Raw genomic sequence first — 16,416 nt, 5'->3', positions numbered from 1 at the left:
TGGTGGCTGAATAGTTACTTTATATATAGATAAACTTATTTACTTGAATTTAATATAGGTTTATTGGATGGATGAGGTCACGAGAGAATAGTTTAGCTTATGGATTGAATATTACGTCATCTTGATTTAACAGTGGCTTCTATTTTTTATAAATTACCGTGCTTGATCATTTAAAAAGATATATGAATGACCAATGGAGATGAAGTTGTAGAACTAACCTCTATTCATCATTCCCTAGAATGAGGATTTAAAAAGGGCTCAAATGTTTAGAAAACTAATTATATGGGATGATGGGGGTGTAAGCACCGCCATTATGGATAATTCCGCTCATTTTTAAAAAGTTTTCGTTAACTCAAGAGCCCTTTTGTTATTCTAATTATAACTGTAACTATTTTAAATGATTCTAATTATTTTAAGATAACCTCTTTTCTTACATTAATGGTGCAAAGATACGTAAAAAGGCAAACATGATTTTTCTATACCAAGGAATCATATTAAAATCAGCAGACGTTATTTTCTGAGAAACTTTTAATGTTTCAAGATAGTCGTCACGCACGTCTAACACACTCTTCGTTTTATACAGCCATGCCGCACATTCGTAATGTAGATATAAACTACGGTAATCTAAGTTAATTGTCCCAACAACTGCATATTCATCATCGACCACAAATGTTTTCGCATGAACGAATCCAGGCGTATATTCATAAATCTTAACTCCATCATCAACTAAGGCCCAGTAGTTCGCACGAGTAACACCGTGAACATACCACTTGTCGCCATGATGAGGTGTTAAAATACGAACATCTACGCCACGTTTAGCGGCCTGAGAAAGTGCTGTAATCATTTCATGATCTAAAATTAAATAAGGTGTATTAATATAAACATACTCTTTTGCGTTGTTAATTAAGTTTAAATAAACATTTTCACCCACCGATTCATTATCCAGAGGACAATCCGTATAAGGCTGCACGAATCCGTCACCCTCAAACGGTTCCGGATGATGGACATGTGGACGGTAAGCCTCGTAATCTTCGTTAGTTTTACGTAAATAATCCCACATTGTTAAGAACATAACGGTAAAGCTCCAAACAGCTTCCCCTTTAATAATTAAAGCTGTATCTTTCCAATGCCCATGTTTATCAATCGCATTAATGTATTCATCTGCTAAATTGATTCCACCTGTAAACGCAGTATGTCCATCAATGACACAAATTTTACGATGATCACGATTATTCATACGTAACGTTAAAAGTGGAATAAATGGATTAAACACACAACATTTAATTCCCATCGCTTCTAATTTTTTATCATATCCAGTAGGTAATAAGAATAAGCAGCCGAAGTCATCGTAGATAACACGAACATCCACGCCTTCAGCAGCTTTCTCTTTTAAAATCTCTAAAATGGTATCCCACATTTGACCTTCTTCAATAATGAAATATTCCAAGAAGATATAATGCTTGGCTTTCTTTAATTCTTCAATTAAACGTTCAAACTTGCGCTCTCCTAAATTCAAATACTCACTACTTGTCTGTTGATAAATCGGACACAGTGCATAATTCGTAATATAATGTGATTGATTGGCTGCTCGTTTATCGATCGATTCAATCTCAGTCATAATTTGAGGATCTTGAGTTAAATGACGTTTCATTTTTTTATGAATGGGTAGCATTTCATTTAAAAACTTTTGTCTCGTTTGATCACTACCAAATAATAAATAAAATAATCCCCCGAAGATTGGAAAGGCCATGATTGCAATAATCCAACCAATCTTATAAGCTGGATTCAATCGACTATTCACAATCACCATGACAACAAGCACACTCAATAAAATACATAAAGCATAAAAATAAACAAAGTATTGTTGGAATCTTAAAATCACCACAATTAAAATAATGGCTTGAAGCGCGATTAAAAGTCCACAGAAACCAATACGTCCTAAAAGAATCCTTAGTGTCTTCTTCACTCGTATTTCTCTCCTTTTTAATAAAAAATATACCAGATAATGAAACATATTATAGCAAAATCCCCATAACCCGTAAACAGATATCGCTCCGATAGCGTTGTCAGAACGAACTTTCTTACGATAAAATAAGACATAAGAAAAGTGGGTGAAATCATGAAAATCATTAATGAATTAAACGAATTAAAACGGATGAATAAATTAACCTCAACGGAGCAAGGCATTGTTAATTACATCTTAACGAACCCAGAAGAACTCGAAAAAATCTCCTCTCGGCAACTAGCAGAATTAACCTATACCTCTCCCGCAACTGTCGTGCGTATTTGCCAAAAACTTGGGTTTAGTGGATATTCTGAATTTAAAATTAAGTATTTACAAGAAGTGAATCAAACACCGAGGATGGATCAAATTAATCGAACGAATCCCATTACAAGTGAAGATTCACTTCATCGTATTGTTAATAAAGTGGCAGCCTTAGAAATCACAGCGATTGAACAAACCAAAAAGGGAATTGATTTAGACCAATTAAATCGTGTATCAGAACTCTTAAATCAAGCAACGTGTATTGATTTTTATGCCTTTGATAATAATTTGCATTTAGCTAAAAATGCTTGCTCTCATTTTTTATATGCAGGAAAACAGGCAGTTATTCATGATAGTTCTAATGCACAGTTCATGCAAGCTTTTGCTTCAGTAGAAGGACATGTTGCCATTATTATTTCTCGTACAGGAGAAAATCCGATGTTGTATCGAATTGCAAACGTATTGCATGAGCGAAAGATTCCCTTACTTGTCTTAACAGAATCTCGTCATTCTTCATTAGCCAAAATCAGTACGGAACATTTATACCTCTATAATGTTCATCGTTTTACTGATATGGGAACAATCCTCTTTCAAACATCGGTTCAATATTTATTTGATTTATTATTTGCTATTTTATTTTCACGCAACTTTGAAAATAGTGTGAAGCAAAATGAAATGTATGAAGAAATTAATGAATATCATCAGTTTTATAAAGACCCTCAAAAACTGTAACACTGTTTCAAGAAAAGCAACGATTTTTTAATATTTTCTGAGACATTCAACCGGAAATCATCTCAAAGATTGAGTTGTTATTTTTGGTATGATATAAGTAAGTCATCACAGAATTAAAGGAGTGTTAAACATGACCAAACGTTTTCCAGATGGCTTCTTATGGGGAGGGGCAACGGCTGCTAATCAATTTGAGGGAGCCTATAATGAGGATGGAAAAGGACTTTCAACACAAGACGTTGCACCAAAAGGAATTAAGGGACCAATCACAGAGGTTCCAACAGAAGATAATATGAAATTAGTGGGGATTGACTTTTATCATCGTTATAAAGAAGATATTAAATTATTTGCTGAAATGGGATTTAAAGTTTTCCGTTTATCTATTGCATGGTCAAGAATCTTTCCTAATGGAGATGATCAGGCACCAAATGAAGCGGGACTAAAATTTTATGACAATGTATTTGATGAATTAGCGAAATACGGGATTGAACCATTAGTCACGATTTCTCACTACGAAACACCATTAAACTTATCTAAAAAATATGATGGATGGGTGAGTCGTGACTTAATTAAGTTTTATGAGAATTATGTGCGCACGATTTTTACACGTTATAAAAATAAAGTTAAATATTGGTTAACGTTTAATGAAATCAATTCTGTTTTACATGCACCCTTTTTAAGTGGTGGAATTTATACGGATAAAGAAAAACTATCAAAGCAAGATTTATATCAAGCAGTTCACCATGAATTAGTGGCGAGTGCCTTAGCTGTTAAAATTGGACATGAAATCAATCCTGATTTCCAAATTGGATGCATGGTTTTAAGTATGCCAACGTATCCATTAACACCAAATCCAGATGATGTCATTGCTGTCATGAAAGCTGAACATATGAATTACTTCTTCTCAGATGTGCATGTACGTGGAGTCTACCCAGGATACATGAAACGTTATTTCCGTGATAACCATATTGAAATTCAATTCGCTGAGGGGGATGAGGAAATCTTAAAACATACAGTAGATTTCATCTCATTCAGTTATTACATGAGTAGTTGTGAAACGGCTAATCCAGCTCAGAAAGTAGCCGGTAAAGGAAATATTATGGGTGGGGTACCAAATCCAACATTAAAAGCTTCTGAATGGGGATGGCAAATCGATCCACAAGGATTACGTTATGTTTTAAATCAATTCTGGGATCGTTATCAAAAACCATTATTCATCGTTGAAAATGGATTAGGTGCTGTTGATGAATTAGTTGAAGATGAAGATGGAAACAAAACAGTTATCGATGACTATCGTATTAATTACTTAAATGACCACTTAGTACAAGTTTGGGAAGCAATTGAAGATGGGGTTGAAGTCATGGGATACACTTCTTGGGGATGTATTGATTTAGTCAGTGCTTCAACAGCTGAACTTAAAAAACGTTACGGATACATTTATGTGGACCGTCATGATGATGGAAGTGGAACGTTAGAACGTTATAAAAAGAAATCATTCTACTGGTATAAAGAAGTTATCGCTACAAATGGTGAAAGTTTAAAATAAAGTTGAATTCCCTCTAGGATATAGAGGGAATTTTTCATTCTATCTCATTATTAATTAGTGTATAATAATAGTAAAGAAAAGAGGTGTTCTGATTGGAATGGTTTAAAAAATTTATGGAAGATCGAACAGGCGTTGATCATTTATCATTGGCTTTACTGATCGTTTCAATTCTTCTCTTTTTGGTTGGAAAGTTATTTGGATGGGGATTCTTTGCTTGGCTCGCTTTAGTTCCACTTGTTCTTTGTTACTATCGAGCACTATCTAAAAATAAACTAAAGCGTCATCAAGAAAATATTTTATTCTTAAAATACTGGTATCCTATTCAATCTAAATGGATCAACCAATATCGTGCATTCAAAGCAAAGCGTCAATATAAATATTTCAAATGTAAAGAATGTGGACAACAATTACGCGTTCCTCGTAAAAAAGGAAAAATTGAAATTACATGTCCAAAATGCCGTCATACGTTTATTAAGAAAACTTAAAGGACCTGGATTTTCCAAGTCCTTTTTTCATTATTAATGATTTATGGTTTTAAAATGACTTTAATACAGTCATCTTGTTTTTTATCAAAAATTTCATAAGCATGAGATCCTTGATCAAGAGATAATTGATGCGTAATAATATCAGTAGCATCAAATTTTCCCTCCTGAATAAGTTTCATAATCGGTTTAGTATAGGCTTGTGCTGGACATTGTCCCATTTTTAAGGTGATATTACGGGAGAAAAAGTCTCCAAGTGGAAATGAATTATAACGAGTACCGTACACACCAAGTAAAACAACTGTTCCACATTTTCGAACACACTGTGCTGCCAATTCAATAGCCGATTTTGAACCTCCTTGTAGCTTAAGTGCCGTTTCTATTTTTTCAAAGGTTGACATTTTACCATCCAGACCAACACAGTCAATCACAACGTCAGCTCCACCATGAGTGATTTCTTTAATATAATCTCCTGTTGAATCATGTTCTTCAAAATTAACAATTTCTACACCATAATGTCTTTTGGCATGTTGTAATCGATAGCCGACGCGATCAATGGCAATTACTCTTTTTGCTCCTTTAAAGATAGCCCATTTAATGGTTAATAAACCAACAGGTCCACAACCTAAAACAACAACTGTATCATTAGGTTTAACTCCCCCAATATCAACTCCCCAATAAGAGGTGGGTAAAATATCCGTTGTAAATAAAACTTGTTCATCAGTTAATTCCTCTGGTACTAAGACAGGTCCAACATTAGCATATGGCACTCGTAAGTATTCTGCTTGTCCACCTGGGTAATTACCGAAGGTTTTACTATATCCAAACAATCCTCCAACTTCACCATAATCATTTGAATTATCGCATTGACTGTATAATTCATGCTCACAAAACCAACAATGGCCACATGAAACAGGAAACGGAACGACAACACGGTCACCTTTTTTTAAGTGGTGAACATCTTTCCCAACCTCTTCAATAATCCCCATGGTTTCGTGACCAAGGACAGAACCTTTTTCAAGATTTGGAACTAAGCCGTGAACTAAATGTAAATCCGATCCACAAATAGCAGTAGAAGTTACTTTAATAATAATGTCATCATTCAGTTCAATCTTAGGATCTTCAACATGATTGACCTTAACTTTTTGTATCCCATCATAAATAATCGCCTTCATAACATTCCTCCTAAAAAGTGTAATATTTTTATTATGGGATTTAGTATCATTGACTATGTGTGAAAATCAAATATTATAAGAATGTCTATCTTTATAACGCGAGGGATGTATACATATTAATGACAATGTTTATCTTAAATCATTAAGAATGGTAAAGGATATTTAAGTTTAAATAGAATATATGAGTAATTGCACATATATTCATCCCTGTTGATAACTATTATCATTTGTATGAAACTATGCTACAATAGACATAACATAAGTAAGAGTACTTTTTTAGGAGGAGTTTTTTTATGAGAAAGTTTAAAGGATTAGTCTTTGTTTTAATGAGTTTTGTTGTCTTGTTGGTTGGATGTGATACTGATTCACAAACGGGTACGGTATCAGATAAATTACAAATTGTCACAACATTATTTCCACAATATGATTTTGCACGTGTCATTGGTGGGGATAAGGTAGATGTGACATTATTATTACCAGCCGGAATGGAGTCACATTCATACGAGCCGACACCAGCTGATATTATTAAGATTAATAAAGCAGATTTATTTATTTATACGGGGGAATCAATGGAGCAATGGGCGCATAGTATTATTGAGAGTGTTGATAGTAACGAAGTTTATGTTTTAGATGTTTCAAAAAATGTTCCATTATTAGCTCCAAATAGTACAGTTGAAGATAATCACGACCATGAAGATGAAAATCATGACCATGATGCAGATACTGATCACAATCACGAAGATGAAGACCATGATCATGATGCAGAAGTAGAAGCGGGACATGATCATTCTGAAGGGGATGGGCATAATCATACTTATGATCCACACATTTGGACAAGTCCAAAAAACGCGATGATTATGGTGAATAATATTTTGGAGGCCTTATGTGAAGTTGATCCAGAGAATGCAGACTACTATAAAGACAATGCTAATGCTTATTTAGCTGAATTAGAAGAGTTAGATCACGAACTTAAAGATGTGGTGGCGAATGCGAAGCGTGATACGATTTATCATGGTGGACGCTTTGCGATGCAGTATTTAACGAATCAATATGGAATTCATTATGTATCGGCGCCATTTGAAGCTGAACCGAGTGCTGCTTTAGTTGCACAAATGATTAAAGAGATTAAAGAACAAAATATTCCCGTTATTTATTATGAAGAATTAGTAGACCCAAAAATTTCGCAAATGATTAGTGACGAAACGGGAGCAAAAATGTTATTATTACATTCATGCCACAATGTTTCTAAAGAAGATTTTAATAATGGTGTCACTTATTTATCATTAATGAAACAGAATGTGGAAAATTTAAAAGTAGGATTGGATTAATATGGCGATTTTATCTTGTAAAGATTTAAATGTTCAATACGATAATCAAGTAGCATTAAAAGATGTTAATTTTGAATTAGAAGATGGCGATTATTTATGTATCATTGGGGATAATGGTTCTGGGAAAAGTACATTAATGAAGTCAATTCTTGGATTAGTAACGCCAAAGTCAGGTAATATTCAATACGGATCTCACTTAAAAAGTCATGATATTGGTTATCTGCCACAACAAACAGTGGTTCAGCGAGATTTCCCAGCTTCTGTGTATGAAGTGGTATTATCAGGATGCTTAAATAAACGAGGGTGGCGCCCGTTTTATTCTGCCGAAGAAAAAAAACGTGCCCTTGAAAATCTTAAAAAATTGAAAATTGAACATTTGAAAAAGAAATGTTATCGTGATTTATCGGGTGGACAGCAGCAACGTGTTTTAATTGCACGCGCACTATGTGCGTCAGAGAAAATTTTATTGTTAGATGAACCGGTCACAGGTTTAGATCCAGTGACGACTGCTAACCTTTATCAAATCATTGAAGAGTTAAATAAAGAATATGGTATGAGTATTATTATGGTAACGCATGATATGAATAGTGGTTTAGAACATGCAACGAAGATCTTGAGATTGAATAAAGAAGTTGTATTTTATGGAACGCCAGAGGAGTATTTATGCTTTACGAATTCGTGCCATCATATGGGAGAGGTAAAGCATGTTTAGTATTTGGCAAGAGATGTTTTCGTATAGTTTTATGGTGCGTGCGATTGTGGTTGGAAGTGCGGTATCACTATGTGCAGCTTTACTGGGCGTAAGCTTAGTATTGAAGCGTTATTCGATGATTGGAGATGGATTATCTCACGTCGGATTCGGGGCACTATCAATTGCAATGGCCATGAACTTAGCACCGTTAAAAATTTCAGTACCAGTTGTTGTCATTGCAGCATTTTTCTTATTGCGAATTTCACAAAATAGTAAGATTAAAGGTGATGCTGCGATTGGATTAATTTCAAGTACTTCGATTGCGATTGGGGTAACGGTGACGTCACTAACGAGTGGATTAAATGCAGATATTAATAGCTACATGTTTGGTAGTGTTTTAGCAATGACACAAAGTGATGTGAAAATTAGTATTGTGTTATCAGTTCTTGTATTTATTTTGTTCGTTATTTTTTATGATCGTATTTTTGCGACCACATTTGATGAGAATTTTGCAAAGGCCACAGGTGTAAAGGTGGAGCTTTATAATATGTTAATCGCATTCTTAACAGCAATCACGATTGTTCTTGGGATGCGTATTATGGGAACGATGTTAATTTCAAGCTTAATTATTTTCCCAGCTTTAACCTCTATGCGAGTGTTTAATAGTTTTAAGAGTGTTATTATTTCATCAGGAATTATTTCGGTCGCTTGTTTCTTTATAGGGATGACCGTTTCATTCTTATATTCAACGCCTGCTGGGGCTAGTGTCGTATTAGTGAATGCAGTTGCTTTTCTTATTTTTAGTGTGATTGGTATGGTAACAAAGCGCATATAATTAATGGGGTGTTTCATTTGAAACTCCCTTTTTTATAAGGAGGAGGATGCATGTTAGACGGATTAATGAGTGATTATCCATTTTTAAAGATGTTAGATGAAGAGGCATTAGCAATTATTGAACGGAATTTAGTACAAAAAAAGGTTCAAGCAGGGGAATTATTAATTAATGGTGAGGAAGCATGCTGGGGATTTTCATTTATTAAAAGTGGCGTATTACGTGTGTATCGCTTAAATGATGAAGGACGTGAAGTCACATTATATCGTTTAAGAAAAGGTGATAGTTGTTTTATGACCGTGTAGAAGAAGATAGTGAGCTTGTTATTTTACCGATTTTGTTATTTGAAAAGTATTTAATGAATCATCCAGTGTATTTACAGTTTGTCTTTAAGAATTTATATGAGAAGTTTTTAAGTGTGATACAAGTGGTTGAAAATGTGACGTTTAATAGTATTGAGCAGCGTGTGATTGATTATTTAAAAGAGCATAGTCGTGGTGGATTGTTATATCGCACCCATGAACAAATTGCCTTTGATATTGGTTCAACCCGTGAAGTGGTTAGTCGTACACTTAAATCGCTTGAGCGAAAAGGAAAGGTTAAGTTAGAGCGTGGAAAAATTTTAATCAAAAAATAGATTGCATTAACCATTGTGTGACTTTGTCACGGAATGGTTTTTTTATTTTATATATACTAGTACTATAAGTTACAAAAAAAGAGTGAATGAATCATGAAGTTACCAAATTGGATGAAGAGTGCAATTCTTTTATCGTTATCATTTTTTATAGCAGTTTGGTTAGTGAAGCCAGTTGGCATTTCAACGCAATTTAGTGTATTAAGTGGGATTATTCATACCGCAATTGATAAAGATGCTTTAGAAGAGAATGCATATTATCAAAAAGATGATGGGAAGATTGCTGAAGAAATTGAACATCCTTGGAATTACAATTTTGTATTTGTGTTAGCCATTCCGGTTGGTGGGATGATTGGCTATGCTTTAGATTCTAAGCGCCGTGAATCACGTCGTGAGAATACAACTTGTTCTATTAAATCATCAGTATGGCGTACGTATGTGTTACCGTTTATTGGAGGAATTCTATTGTTATTTGGAGCACGTATGGCAGGTGGATGTACAAGTGGTCATATGATGAGTGGAATGATGCAAAGTAGTGTGAGCGGCTATGTGTTTGCGGCGTCGGTTTTCATAGTTGCGATTCCAACCGCTTTAATTATAACTAAGATTCGTTCAAGAAAGGTGGGAATGTAAATGATGATTGTATTAGCTATTTTATTAGGTGGATTTTTTGGATTTGCCCTTTATAAAGTAGGAGCTGCTAATATGGATAATTTATTATCGATGTTAAGTTTACGTAATTTAACGTTAATGAAAATTATTTTATTTGCGATTGGATTAGCGAGTGTCTTAGTTGCGTTATTTTATGCGATTGGATTGTTTGATCCCGCGCATTTAAGTGTAAAAGCAACACACTTAGGTGTTGTTATCGGTGGATTAATTTTTGGTTTAGGATTTGGAGGGGTTGGTACTTGTCCTGGAACATGTGTTGCTGGTGCGATGACAGGCGGATTTAAAAAAGCTATTAGTGCGGTTTTAGGTGGATTAGTTGGTGCCTTTTTATTTTCAATGAGCTATGGATGGTTAGCTGATAAAGGATTTTTTGATGTGCTTAATTTAGGTAAATTAACACTATTTCATGTGTCAGACAAATATCCATCAGTGTTTAAAATGGGATATGGAGGACTAGCTATTGTTGGCGTAATTTTCATTACAGTTGCAATTATTTTACCGATCAAGGGATTAAAAAAATAATTGAATAAACATTAAAAGATAAACATAAGATAATATTGTTTTTCTTTGTCTTAAATGCTTTAAATAACATAAAAACCAAAAAAGTAAAGTAGTAAATGTTTTCGAAAATAATGAAAATAATGCTCAAAATTTACATGAATACTTTGCTTGAATCTTACGTTTTTTTTTAGTAAGATGGTTATATTAAATCTTCATCTTTTGTCGTTTTTCGCTAAAATGAGACGTTCAAAAGATGGAGATTTTTATGTGTAAAGGGGTGTTTACTGTGCGAGAAGTGATTAAACGTGATGGAACTCATGTAGCCTTTGATGAGTCTAAGATTTATCAGGCCATATTGAAAGCAATGAAATATGGAAGTGGAGTAATTGATAAGGAAATCGCAAAGAAGATTGCCCATGAGATCAATTTAACATTTGAACATTTACAAACAACGCCAACCATTTTTCAAATTGAAACGTATGTGTATTTAAAGTTAATTGAGAATGGTCATGAGTTGACAGCGAAAGCCTATGAAGGATATCGTGCGATTCAACTGTTTAAGCGTGAAACGAATACAACAGATGATAGTATTTTAAGTTTAATTGATTTAAGTAATGAAGAGGTCATGAATGAGAACTCGAATAAGAACCCAATGATGGCTTCTACTCAGCGTGATTTAATCGCGGGAGAAGTGTCAAAGGATATTACACGACGTAAGAAGTTGCCGGCACGTATCGTGCAGGCTCATGATGAGGGAGTCTTACACTTTCATGATATGGATTGTGTGAAACGTTTTCAAGAAACTCAAGTAGCCTAACTACTTGATGGGATTTGAAGGAGTAAATAAATTACTCTAACTACATTACTGATAACTCAAATGAGAGCGCCAATAAAGCTCGAAGGGGTACACTGAGACCTCCCGCATGCACTCTTAGCTAACAAATGAGAGTGTGTGAAGCCGGGTAAAGACGAGTGAAACCTACCCTAACACGTAATGGTGAGGAAAAATAAGTCAGAGGTGACTATGTAGGCATAGCACGGGTGGCGATTGACATGGTGAGAATGACATAAAATATGAACATAATATTTAGTCTGACGAACTTCCGAATGTACTGTCCTTAATGTCGGGTATATCGAAAGGTATACATACTCTTTGTGAAAGCAATGGGTAGTAAGTGTGGATTAGTAGTTCTTAGTCTTGGCGAAACTCCATATACCCTTATGGCGGGTATCAAGCTTGCAGGGCAATAGGAAGCACCTAAATCAATCATTAAGCTAAGTAATGTGGAACGTTTGAAGCTTCTTACATCTATATAGCCTTTGTTAGAGGTGATGGTGAGATATAAGACTCCGGTTGAAATTCTCTTTGAAGAAGTGGCAGTAGGGGTGTAGTAGCGACGAAACTATGATAATAAGTAGTGGAGCGAAGGCCCCAAGTCAATAAGATAAGCAAAATATAGCAGAATTGAGTCATAAATCAGTTACGAAAAAGAGGGGTGGAACCAAAATGAAGCCCGAATATGCTCAAACAACGAGGATACAGTTCTTTAAATCGGCTGATTACTATGGCATGTCAGAGGTATACGAAGATTTATACCATAAAAGCACGAATAACATTAATGTTAAGAGCTTAATTCCAATAATCAAAGATAAACGCAATATGCTTATAGCTATAAGATGTATCAAAGCCAATAAAGGTGCTGATACTGCTGGTATCGATGGAATTACTTTCTCCCAAATGCTTAAATCTAATTCAATAGATGAACTACATCATAAAGTATGTGAACTTATTGATGACTACAAGAGTTCGGGGGTAAGAAGGGTATACATTCCCAAGAGTAATGGTAAACTTCGTCCCTTAGGAATTCCTAATGCAATTGACAAGTTAGTCCAACAAATGATTAAACAAGTCTTAGAGCCTTACTGTGAAGGAAAGTTCTATAAACATAGTTATGGGTTTAGACCTACCAGAGGCGTAGGGGAAGCCATTGCAAGGTGTCACCACTTAGTTGTGAATGCTCGATGCACATTATCAAAGGTTTCTTTGATAATGTGCATCATAATAGACTAATCAAACAAATGTGGAACTTAGGTATCAGAGATAAACAAGTACTTATGTTAGTCAAGAAGATAATAAAATCCCCTGTAGATGGAGTTATCCCAACAAAAGGGACACCTCAAGGTGGCGTTCTATCGCCTTTACTAAGCAACATTTTTCTGAATGAATTAGACCATTGGGTAGCTAAACAGTGGGAAGATTTTCAATCTCACTGCCACAGTAATAAGACGAAAGATGAGTTCTACAAAGAACTACAGTATAAGAACAAAAGTCCTAATCCGAATTACATCCCAGGTAAGAAGACCAAAGGAAACTCAAAGTACATTCGAAAATGGAAAACCTTGAAAACAGGATTTATTGTTCGATATGCAGATGATTTTAAAATTTTCACATCAAATTATAAAGAAGCAATCAAATGGTTTCATGGTGTTAAACAGTTTATTGAGAAGAGGCTTCACTTAGAAATAAGTGAAACCAAATCAAAAATCATAAATCTTAGGAAAATGAAAAGTAAATTCCTTGGATTTGAACTTAAGGCAATAGATACCAAACAGAAGTACAAGAAAAGACGTACTAATGTTAAAAATAAAGGAAATAAAAGTCGATGTATCCTGCAAGTAAGAGTAAGCAGAGATAAATTGAATGAAATGGTAGGGAAGTACAGAACACTACTGAACAGTCTGCTCAAACAAGGGGCGAATAAGCCTCAGATAATGAAGCGGATTAACACGACAATCATGGGATGGCAAAATTATTGCCAACTCAGCACTTATCCATCAAAAGACATGGGTGAAGTCCATTATAGAATTTTTGGTAAACTCAAGAGATTAGCAATCTACCATGGGAAACTTAAAAAGATTTCACTTAAGGAAGCTAAGAAACGTAGTGAACTAATCAATAGGAAATATTCTGAATATAATGGAAAGACATTCATATCTGTCGAGGGTATTGTTTTATGTCCAATCTGGGCAATTAAACAGAAGAGACTGGCTCAAAGAAATCCTAATATTAGTCCATACATAAGGGATGATTTAGTCAACTACTGGTATAAGGAACTAAAATGGGATAACTCTGCCGGCAGAAGATTAATTGAAAACTATTGTAACTCCCAATGGGTGAACTCTTTAGTTTCAGTTCATGCCTTGAGTCTCTACACAAGTCAGTATGGTAATTGCCCTGTAACAAATCTACCACTTTCAGAAGGTTTTGAGATACATCACAAAGTAGCAAAGAAAGATGGTGGTGAAGACCATTATCAAAATTTAGTTCTTATAAATCCTTTAGCACATAAACTATTGCATGCAAAAACTGATGAAACAATCATGAAATATATTGGTTTAATTAAAAACTTTGGTGGAAAGATTAATAAATCGTATACTAATGAACTTCGTAAAAAGTTACATTTAAATCAAATTAGGATTACTGCTATGACCCAATAAATCTTATTGATGGAACGCCGTATGAGTACGAAAGTCTCACGTACGGTGTGGAGGAGGGGAAAAGGTAGAGATAACTTCAAAGCCTTACCTATTCCTATATTTCATGCAATCAATCTTCAACTGCTGCTTGATTGACATTAAAGATATGCTAGATAACGGAACGGTTATTAATAAGCGAATGATTGAAAGTCCAAAAAGTTTTCAAGTGGCTTGTACGGTTATGACGCAAATTATCGCGCAGGTAGCTAGTAGTCAGTACGGAGGCCAGTCAATCGATATTAGACACCTTGGAAAATATTTAAGACGAAGCCGTGATAAGTATGTGGCGATGTTAGAAGGTGTTATTTCTTCAAAAGCTGAACTTTCACAAACAGTCGAAGCATTAATGGCTAAAGAATTAGCATCGGGTGTTCAAACGATTCAATACCAAATTAATACATTAATGACAACAAATGGTCAGAGTCCCTTCGTGACCCTATTTTTAAATTTAGATGAAACTGATGAATATGCCCAGGAGGTTGCTTTAATTATTGAGGAAATCTTGAAGCAGCGTATTCAAGGGATTAAGAATGAAAAAGGAATTTATACAACACCAACATTCCCTAAGTTAGTTTATGTCCTTCATGAACATAACTGCTTAGAAGGTGGAAAGTATGATTACATTACGGAATTAGCAGTTGAGTGTAGTTCGAAACGTTTATATCCAGATTATATTTCTGCTAAAGAGATGAGAAAAATTTACGAAGGAAATGTGTTTAGCCCAATGGGTCAAGGAACGGCCCATGTAAAACCTTGTGAACTGTTATGTGCATAACGGGTGTGCATTCTACACGAGAGTGGAACAGTAGGAAATGACTGTTTAAGGATGTGCTAACTGGGAAGCCTAAGTGTTTTTACATATGGTAATCCAGTGCTAAGCCATTCATTTTTGAATGGAAAGTCAATCGACTATCGAAAGCGTAGCTCTCTTTGAGGGTGAGTAAGTGAGTAGAGTACAGTGGGAGATGCACCCATTGGAAGTGCAAGGCGCGATGATGGATGTGGGAGTCCTGAGCGAAGATATAGTCAGAGTGGGTAACCAGTATAGAAATGTACACCTCACTTGTGTCGTAGTTTCTTATCTCCATGGAAAGATGAGAATGGAGAGTATAAGTTTGAAGGACGCTTTAATCAAGGGGTTGTGAGCTTAAACTTACCTCAGATTGGAATTGTTGCTGCTGGGGATGAGGACAAGTTCTGGAACTTACTTGATAACCGTTTAGATTTATGTTATGAGGCGTTAATGTGCCGTCACAATGCGTTAAAAGGAACGTTATCGGATGAGTCTCCAATTCATTGGCAGTATGGTGCCATTGCCCGTTTACCACAAGGAGCGGTCATTGATCCACTGCTTATGGATGGATATTCAACCATTTCATTAGGATATATTGGATTATACGAAGTAACAAAATTGATGACAGGAGTGTCACACGTGCATCCTGATGGCGAAGCATTCGCTGTAAAAGTGATGAAACGTCTAGAAGAAGCGACAATATTGTGGAAAAAACAAACGGGAATTGGGTTTGGTTTATATGGAAGTCCAGCTGAATCTTTATGTTATCGTTTTGCGAAGATTGATTTACAGAAATTCGGTGAAATTAAGGACGTGACGGATAAAGGATATTATACGAATTCTTATCACGTCGATGTGCGTGAGGAGATTGATGCATTCTCGAAATTACAGTTTGAATCTCAGTTCCAGCCAATTTCAACAGGAGGATGTATTTCATATATTGAAATCCCAAATATGTCGCATAACTTAGAAGCATTAAAGCAGTTAGTGAATTATATTTATCATAATATTCAATATGCTGAGTTTAATACGAAGTCGGATTGTTGTCATGTTTGTCACTTTGAGGGTGAAATTATTATCAATGATGACTTAACATGGGAATGTCCAAATTGTCATAATAAAGATCAGGCGAAGATGAATGTTATTCGCCGCACGTGCGGGTATTTAGGAGACAATTTCTGGAATAAAGGGAAAACAGCGGAAATTAAGAGTCGTGTACTTCATTTATAA

Annotated in this window: 17 protein-coding genes; 15 read left to right on the top strand and 2 right to left on the bottom strand. The window is 35.1% G+C overall.

What is annotated here, in order from left to right; all coding sequences use genetic code 11:
- Positions 1 to 430 precede the first annotated feature (430 nt).
- Positions 431 to 1,966, bottom strand: a complete 1,536-nt coding sequence (gene cls / locus NEH75_RS04460; protein ID WP_262940867.1) for a cardiolipin synthase — start codon at positions 1,964 to 1,966, stop codon at positions 431 to 433.
- Between the two features lie 153 nt (positions 1,967 to 2,119).
- Between cls and NEH75_RS04455 the strand changes: the two genes are divergently transcribed.
- The 3 genes from NEH75_RS04455 (at position 2,120) to NEH75_RS04445 (ending at position 5,026) form a co-directional block, all read left to right on the top strand.
- Positions 2,120 to 2,998 carry a MurR/RpiR family transcriptional regulator gene (locus tag NEH75_RS04455; RefSeq protein WP_262948590.1) on the top strand — a complete coding sequence of 293 codons (879 nt, stop codon included), beginning with the start codon at positions 2,120 to 2,122 and terminating at the stop codon, positions 2,996 to 2,998.
- Positions 2,999 to 3,128: 130 nt separating this feature from the next.
- Positions 3,129 to 4,541, top strand: coding sequence for a glycoside hydrolase family 1 protein (locus NEH75_RS04450; protein WP_055275077.1), 1,413 nt, complete (start codon positions 3,129 to 3,131; stop codon positions 4,539 to 4,541).
- Between the two features lie 92 nt (positions 4,542 to 4,633).
- Positions 4,634 to 5,026 (top strand): hypothetical protein, encoded by a 393-nt coding sequence (locus NEH75_RS04445; protein WP_068759068.1) that lies wholly within the window; start codon positions 4,634 to 4,636, stop codon positions 5,024 to 5,026.
- A 41-nt stretch (positions 5,027 to 5,067) separates the two neighbouring features.
- On the opposite strand, the gene NEH75_RS04440 is transcribed toward NEH75_RS04445, so the two are convergent.
- Positions 5,068 to 6,198, bottom strand: a complete 1,131-nt coding sequence (locus tag NEH75_RS04440) for a zinc-dependent alcohol dehydrogenase (protein ID WP_055305666.1) — start codon at positions 6,196 to 6,198, stop codon at positions 5,068 to 5,070.
- A gap of 293 nt (positions 6,199 to 6,491) precedes the next feature.
- On the opposite strand from NEH75_RS04440, the gene NEH75_RS04435 reads away from it, so the two are divergent.
- The 12 genes from NEH75_RS04435 to nrdD (NEH75_RS04380) all read left to right on the top strand — a co-directional run bounded on the left by NEH75_RS04435 (position 6,492) and on the right by nrdD (NEH75_RS04380) (position 16,416).
- Entirely contained in the window at positions 6,492 to 7,526 is a 1,035-nt protein-coding gene (locus tag NEH75_RS04435; RefSeq protein WP_262948589.1) for a metal ABC transporter substrate-binding protein, read from the top strand.
- 1 nt (position 7,527) lies between these two features.
- A complete protein-coding gene (locus NEH75_RS04430) occupies positions 7,528 to 8,238 on the top strand; it encodes a metal ABC transporter ATP-binding protein (protein ID WP_055275074.1) in 711 nt (236 codons plus the stop codon).
- The gene (locus NEH75_RS04425) at positions 8,231 to 9,052 is read left to right on the top strand and encodes a metal ABC transporter permease (RefSeq protein ID WP_262948587.1); all 822 of its coding nucleotides are present in this window, start codon (positions 8,231 to 8,233) and stop codon (positions 9,050 to 9,052) included. Before NEH75_RS04430 ends, NEH75_RS04425 begins: the two co-directional genes overlap by 8 nt.
- A 50-nt stretch (positions 9,053 to 9,102) precedes the next feature.
- Entirely contained in the window at positions 9,103 to 9,354 is a 252-nt protein-coding gene (locus NEH75_RS04420) for a Crp/Fnr family transcriptional regulator (protein ID WP_262948585.1), read from the top strand.
- Entirely contained in the window at positions 9,336 to 9,686 is a 351-nt protein-coding gene (locus tag NEH75_RS04415) for a Crp/Fnr family transcriptional regulator (protein WP_262948583.1), read from the top strand. The genes NEH75_RS04420 and NEH75_RS04415 overlap by 19 nt, the downstream gene beginning before the upstream one ends.
- 93 nt (positions 9,687 to 9,779) lie before the next feature.
- Positions 9,780 to 10,316, top strand: a complete 537-nt coding sequence (locus NEH75_RS04410) for a YeeE/YedE family protein (protein ID WP_262948582.1) — start codon at positions 9,780 to 9,782, stop codon at positions 10,314 to 10,316.
- Positions 10,317 to 10,877: a YeeE/YedE thiosulfate transporter family protein gene (locus NEH75_RS04405; RefSeq protein WP_262940863.1), complete on the top strand. Its 561-nt coding sequence runs from the start codon at positions 10,317 to 10,319 to the stop codon at positions 10,875 to 10,877.
- 265 nt (positions 10,878 to 11,142) lie between these two features.
- Complete coding sequence (gene nrdD / locus NEH75_RS04400) at positions 11,143 to 11,673, top strand: anaerobic ribonucleoside-triphosphate reductase (RefSeq protein WP_238581297.1); 531 nt, start codon at positions 11,143 to 11,145, stop codon at positions 11,671 to 11,673.
- 690 nt (positions 11,674 to 12,363) lie between these two features.
- Positions 12,364 to 12,927, top strand: coding sequence for a reverse transcriptase domain-containing protein (locus NEH75_RS04395; protein WP_262948580.1), 564 nt, complete (start codon positions 12,364 to 12,366; stop codon positions 12,925 to 12,927).
- Entirely contained in the window at positions 12,879 to 14,354 is a 1,476-nt protein-coding gene (locus NEH75_RS04390; protein ID WP_262948578.1) for a reverse transcriptase domain-containing protein, read from the top strand. Before NEH75_RS04395 ends, NEH75_RS04390 begins: the two co-directional genes overlap by 49 nt.
- Before the next feature lie 103 nt (positions 14,355 to 14,457).
- Positions 14,458 to 15,168 carry an anaerobic ribonucleoside-triphosphate reductase gene (gene nrdD / locus NEH75_RS04385; protein ID WP_055305673.1) on the top strand — a complete coding sequence of 237 codons (711 nt, stop codon included), beginning with the start codon at positions 14,458 to 14,460 and terminating at the stop codon, positions 15,166 to 15,168.
- A 288-nt stretch (positions 15,169 to 15,456) separates the two neighbouring features.
- Complete coding sequence (gene nrdD / locus NEH75_RS04380; RefSeq protein ID WP_212724124.1) at positions 15,457 to 16,416, top strand: anaerobic ribonucleoside-triphosphate reductase; 960 nt, start codon at positions 15,457 to 15,459, stop codon at positions 16,414 to 16,416.

This window comes from Turicibacter sp. T129, assembly GCF_025594975.1.
Taxonomy (GTDB): domain Bacteria; phylum Bacillota_I; class Bacilli_A; order MOL361; family Turicibacteraceae; genus Turicibacter; species Turicibacter bilis.
This window is presented reverse-complemented; position numbering and strand designations above follow the sequence as displayed.

Bases quoted from the DNA above. Each gene is read 5' to 3' on its own strand.
- NEH75_RS04455 (WP_262948590.1), top strand. From the start codon at position 2,120: ATGAAAATCATTAATGAATTAAACGAATTAAAACGGATGAATAAATTA.
- NEH75_RS04450 (WP_055275077.1), top strand. From the start codon at position 3,129: ATGACCAAACGTTTTCCAGATGGCTTCTTATGGGGAGGGGCAACGGCT.
- NEH75_RS04440 (WP_055305666.1), bottom strand. From the start codon at position 6,198: ATGAAGGCGATTATTTATGATGGGATACAAAAAGTTAAGGTCAATCAT.
- NEH75_RS04435 (WP_262948589.1), top strand. From the start codon at position 6,492: ATGAGAAAGTTTAAAGGATTAGTCTTTGTTTTAATGAGTTTTGTTGTC.
- NEH75_RS04430 (WP_055275074.1), top strand. From the start codon at position 7,528: ATGGCGATTTTATCTTGTAAAGATTTAAATGTTCAATACGATAATCAA.
- NEH75_RS04425 (WP_262948587.1), top strand. From the start codon at position 8,231: ATGTTTAGTATTTGGCAAGAGATGTTTTCGTATAGTTTTATGGTGCGT.
- NEH75_RS04420 (WP_262948585.1), top strand. From the start codon at position 9,103: ATGTTAGACGGATTAATGAGTGATTATCCATTTTTAAAGATGTTAGAT.
- NEH75_RS04410 (WP_262948582.1), top strand. From the start codon at position 9,780: ATGAAGTTACCAAATTGGATGAAGAGTGCAATTCTTTTATCGTTATCA.
- NEH75_RS04405 (WP_262940863.1), top strand. From the start codon at position 10,317: ATGATGATTGTATTAGCTATTTTATTAGGTGGATTTTTTGGATTTGCC.
- NEH75_RS04395 (WP_262948580.1), top strand. From the start codon at position 12,364: ATGAAGCCCGAATATGCTCAAACAACGAGGATACAGTTCTTTAAATCG.
- NEH75_RS04390 (WP_262948578.1), top strand. From the start codon at position 12,879: ATGCACATTATCAAAGGTTTCTTTGATAATGTGCATCATAATAGACTA.
- nrdD (WP_055305673.1), top strand. From the start codon at position 14,458: ATGCAATCAATCTTCAACTGCTGCTTGATTGACATTAAAGATATGCTA.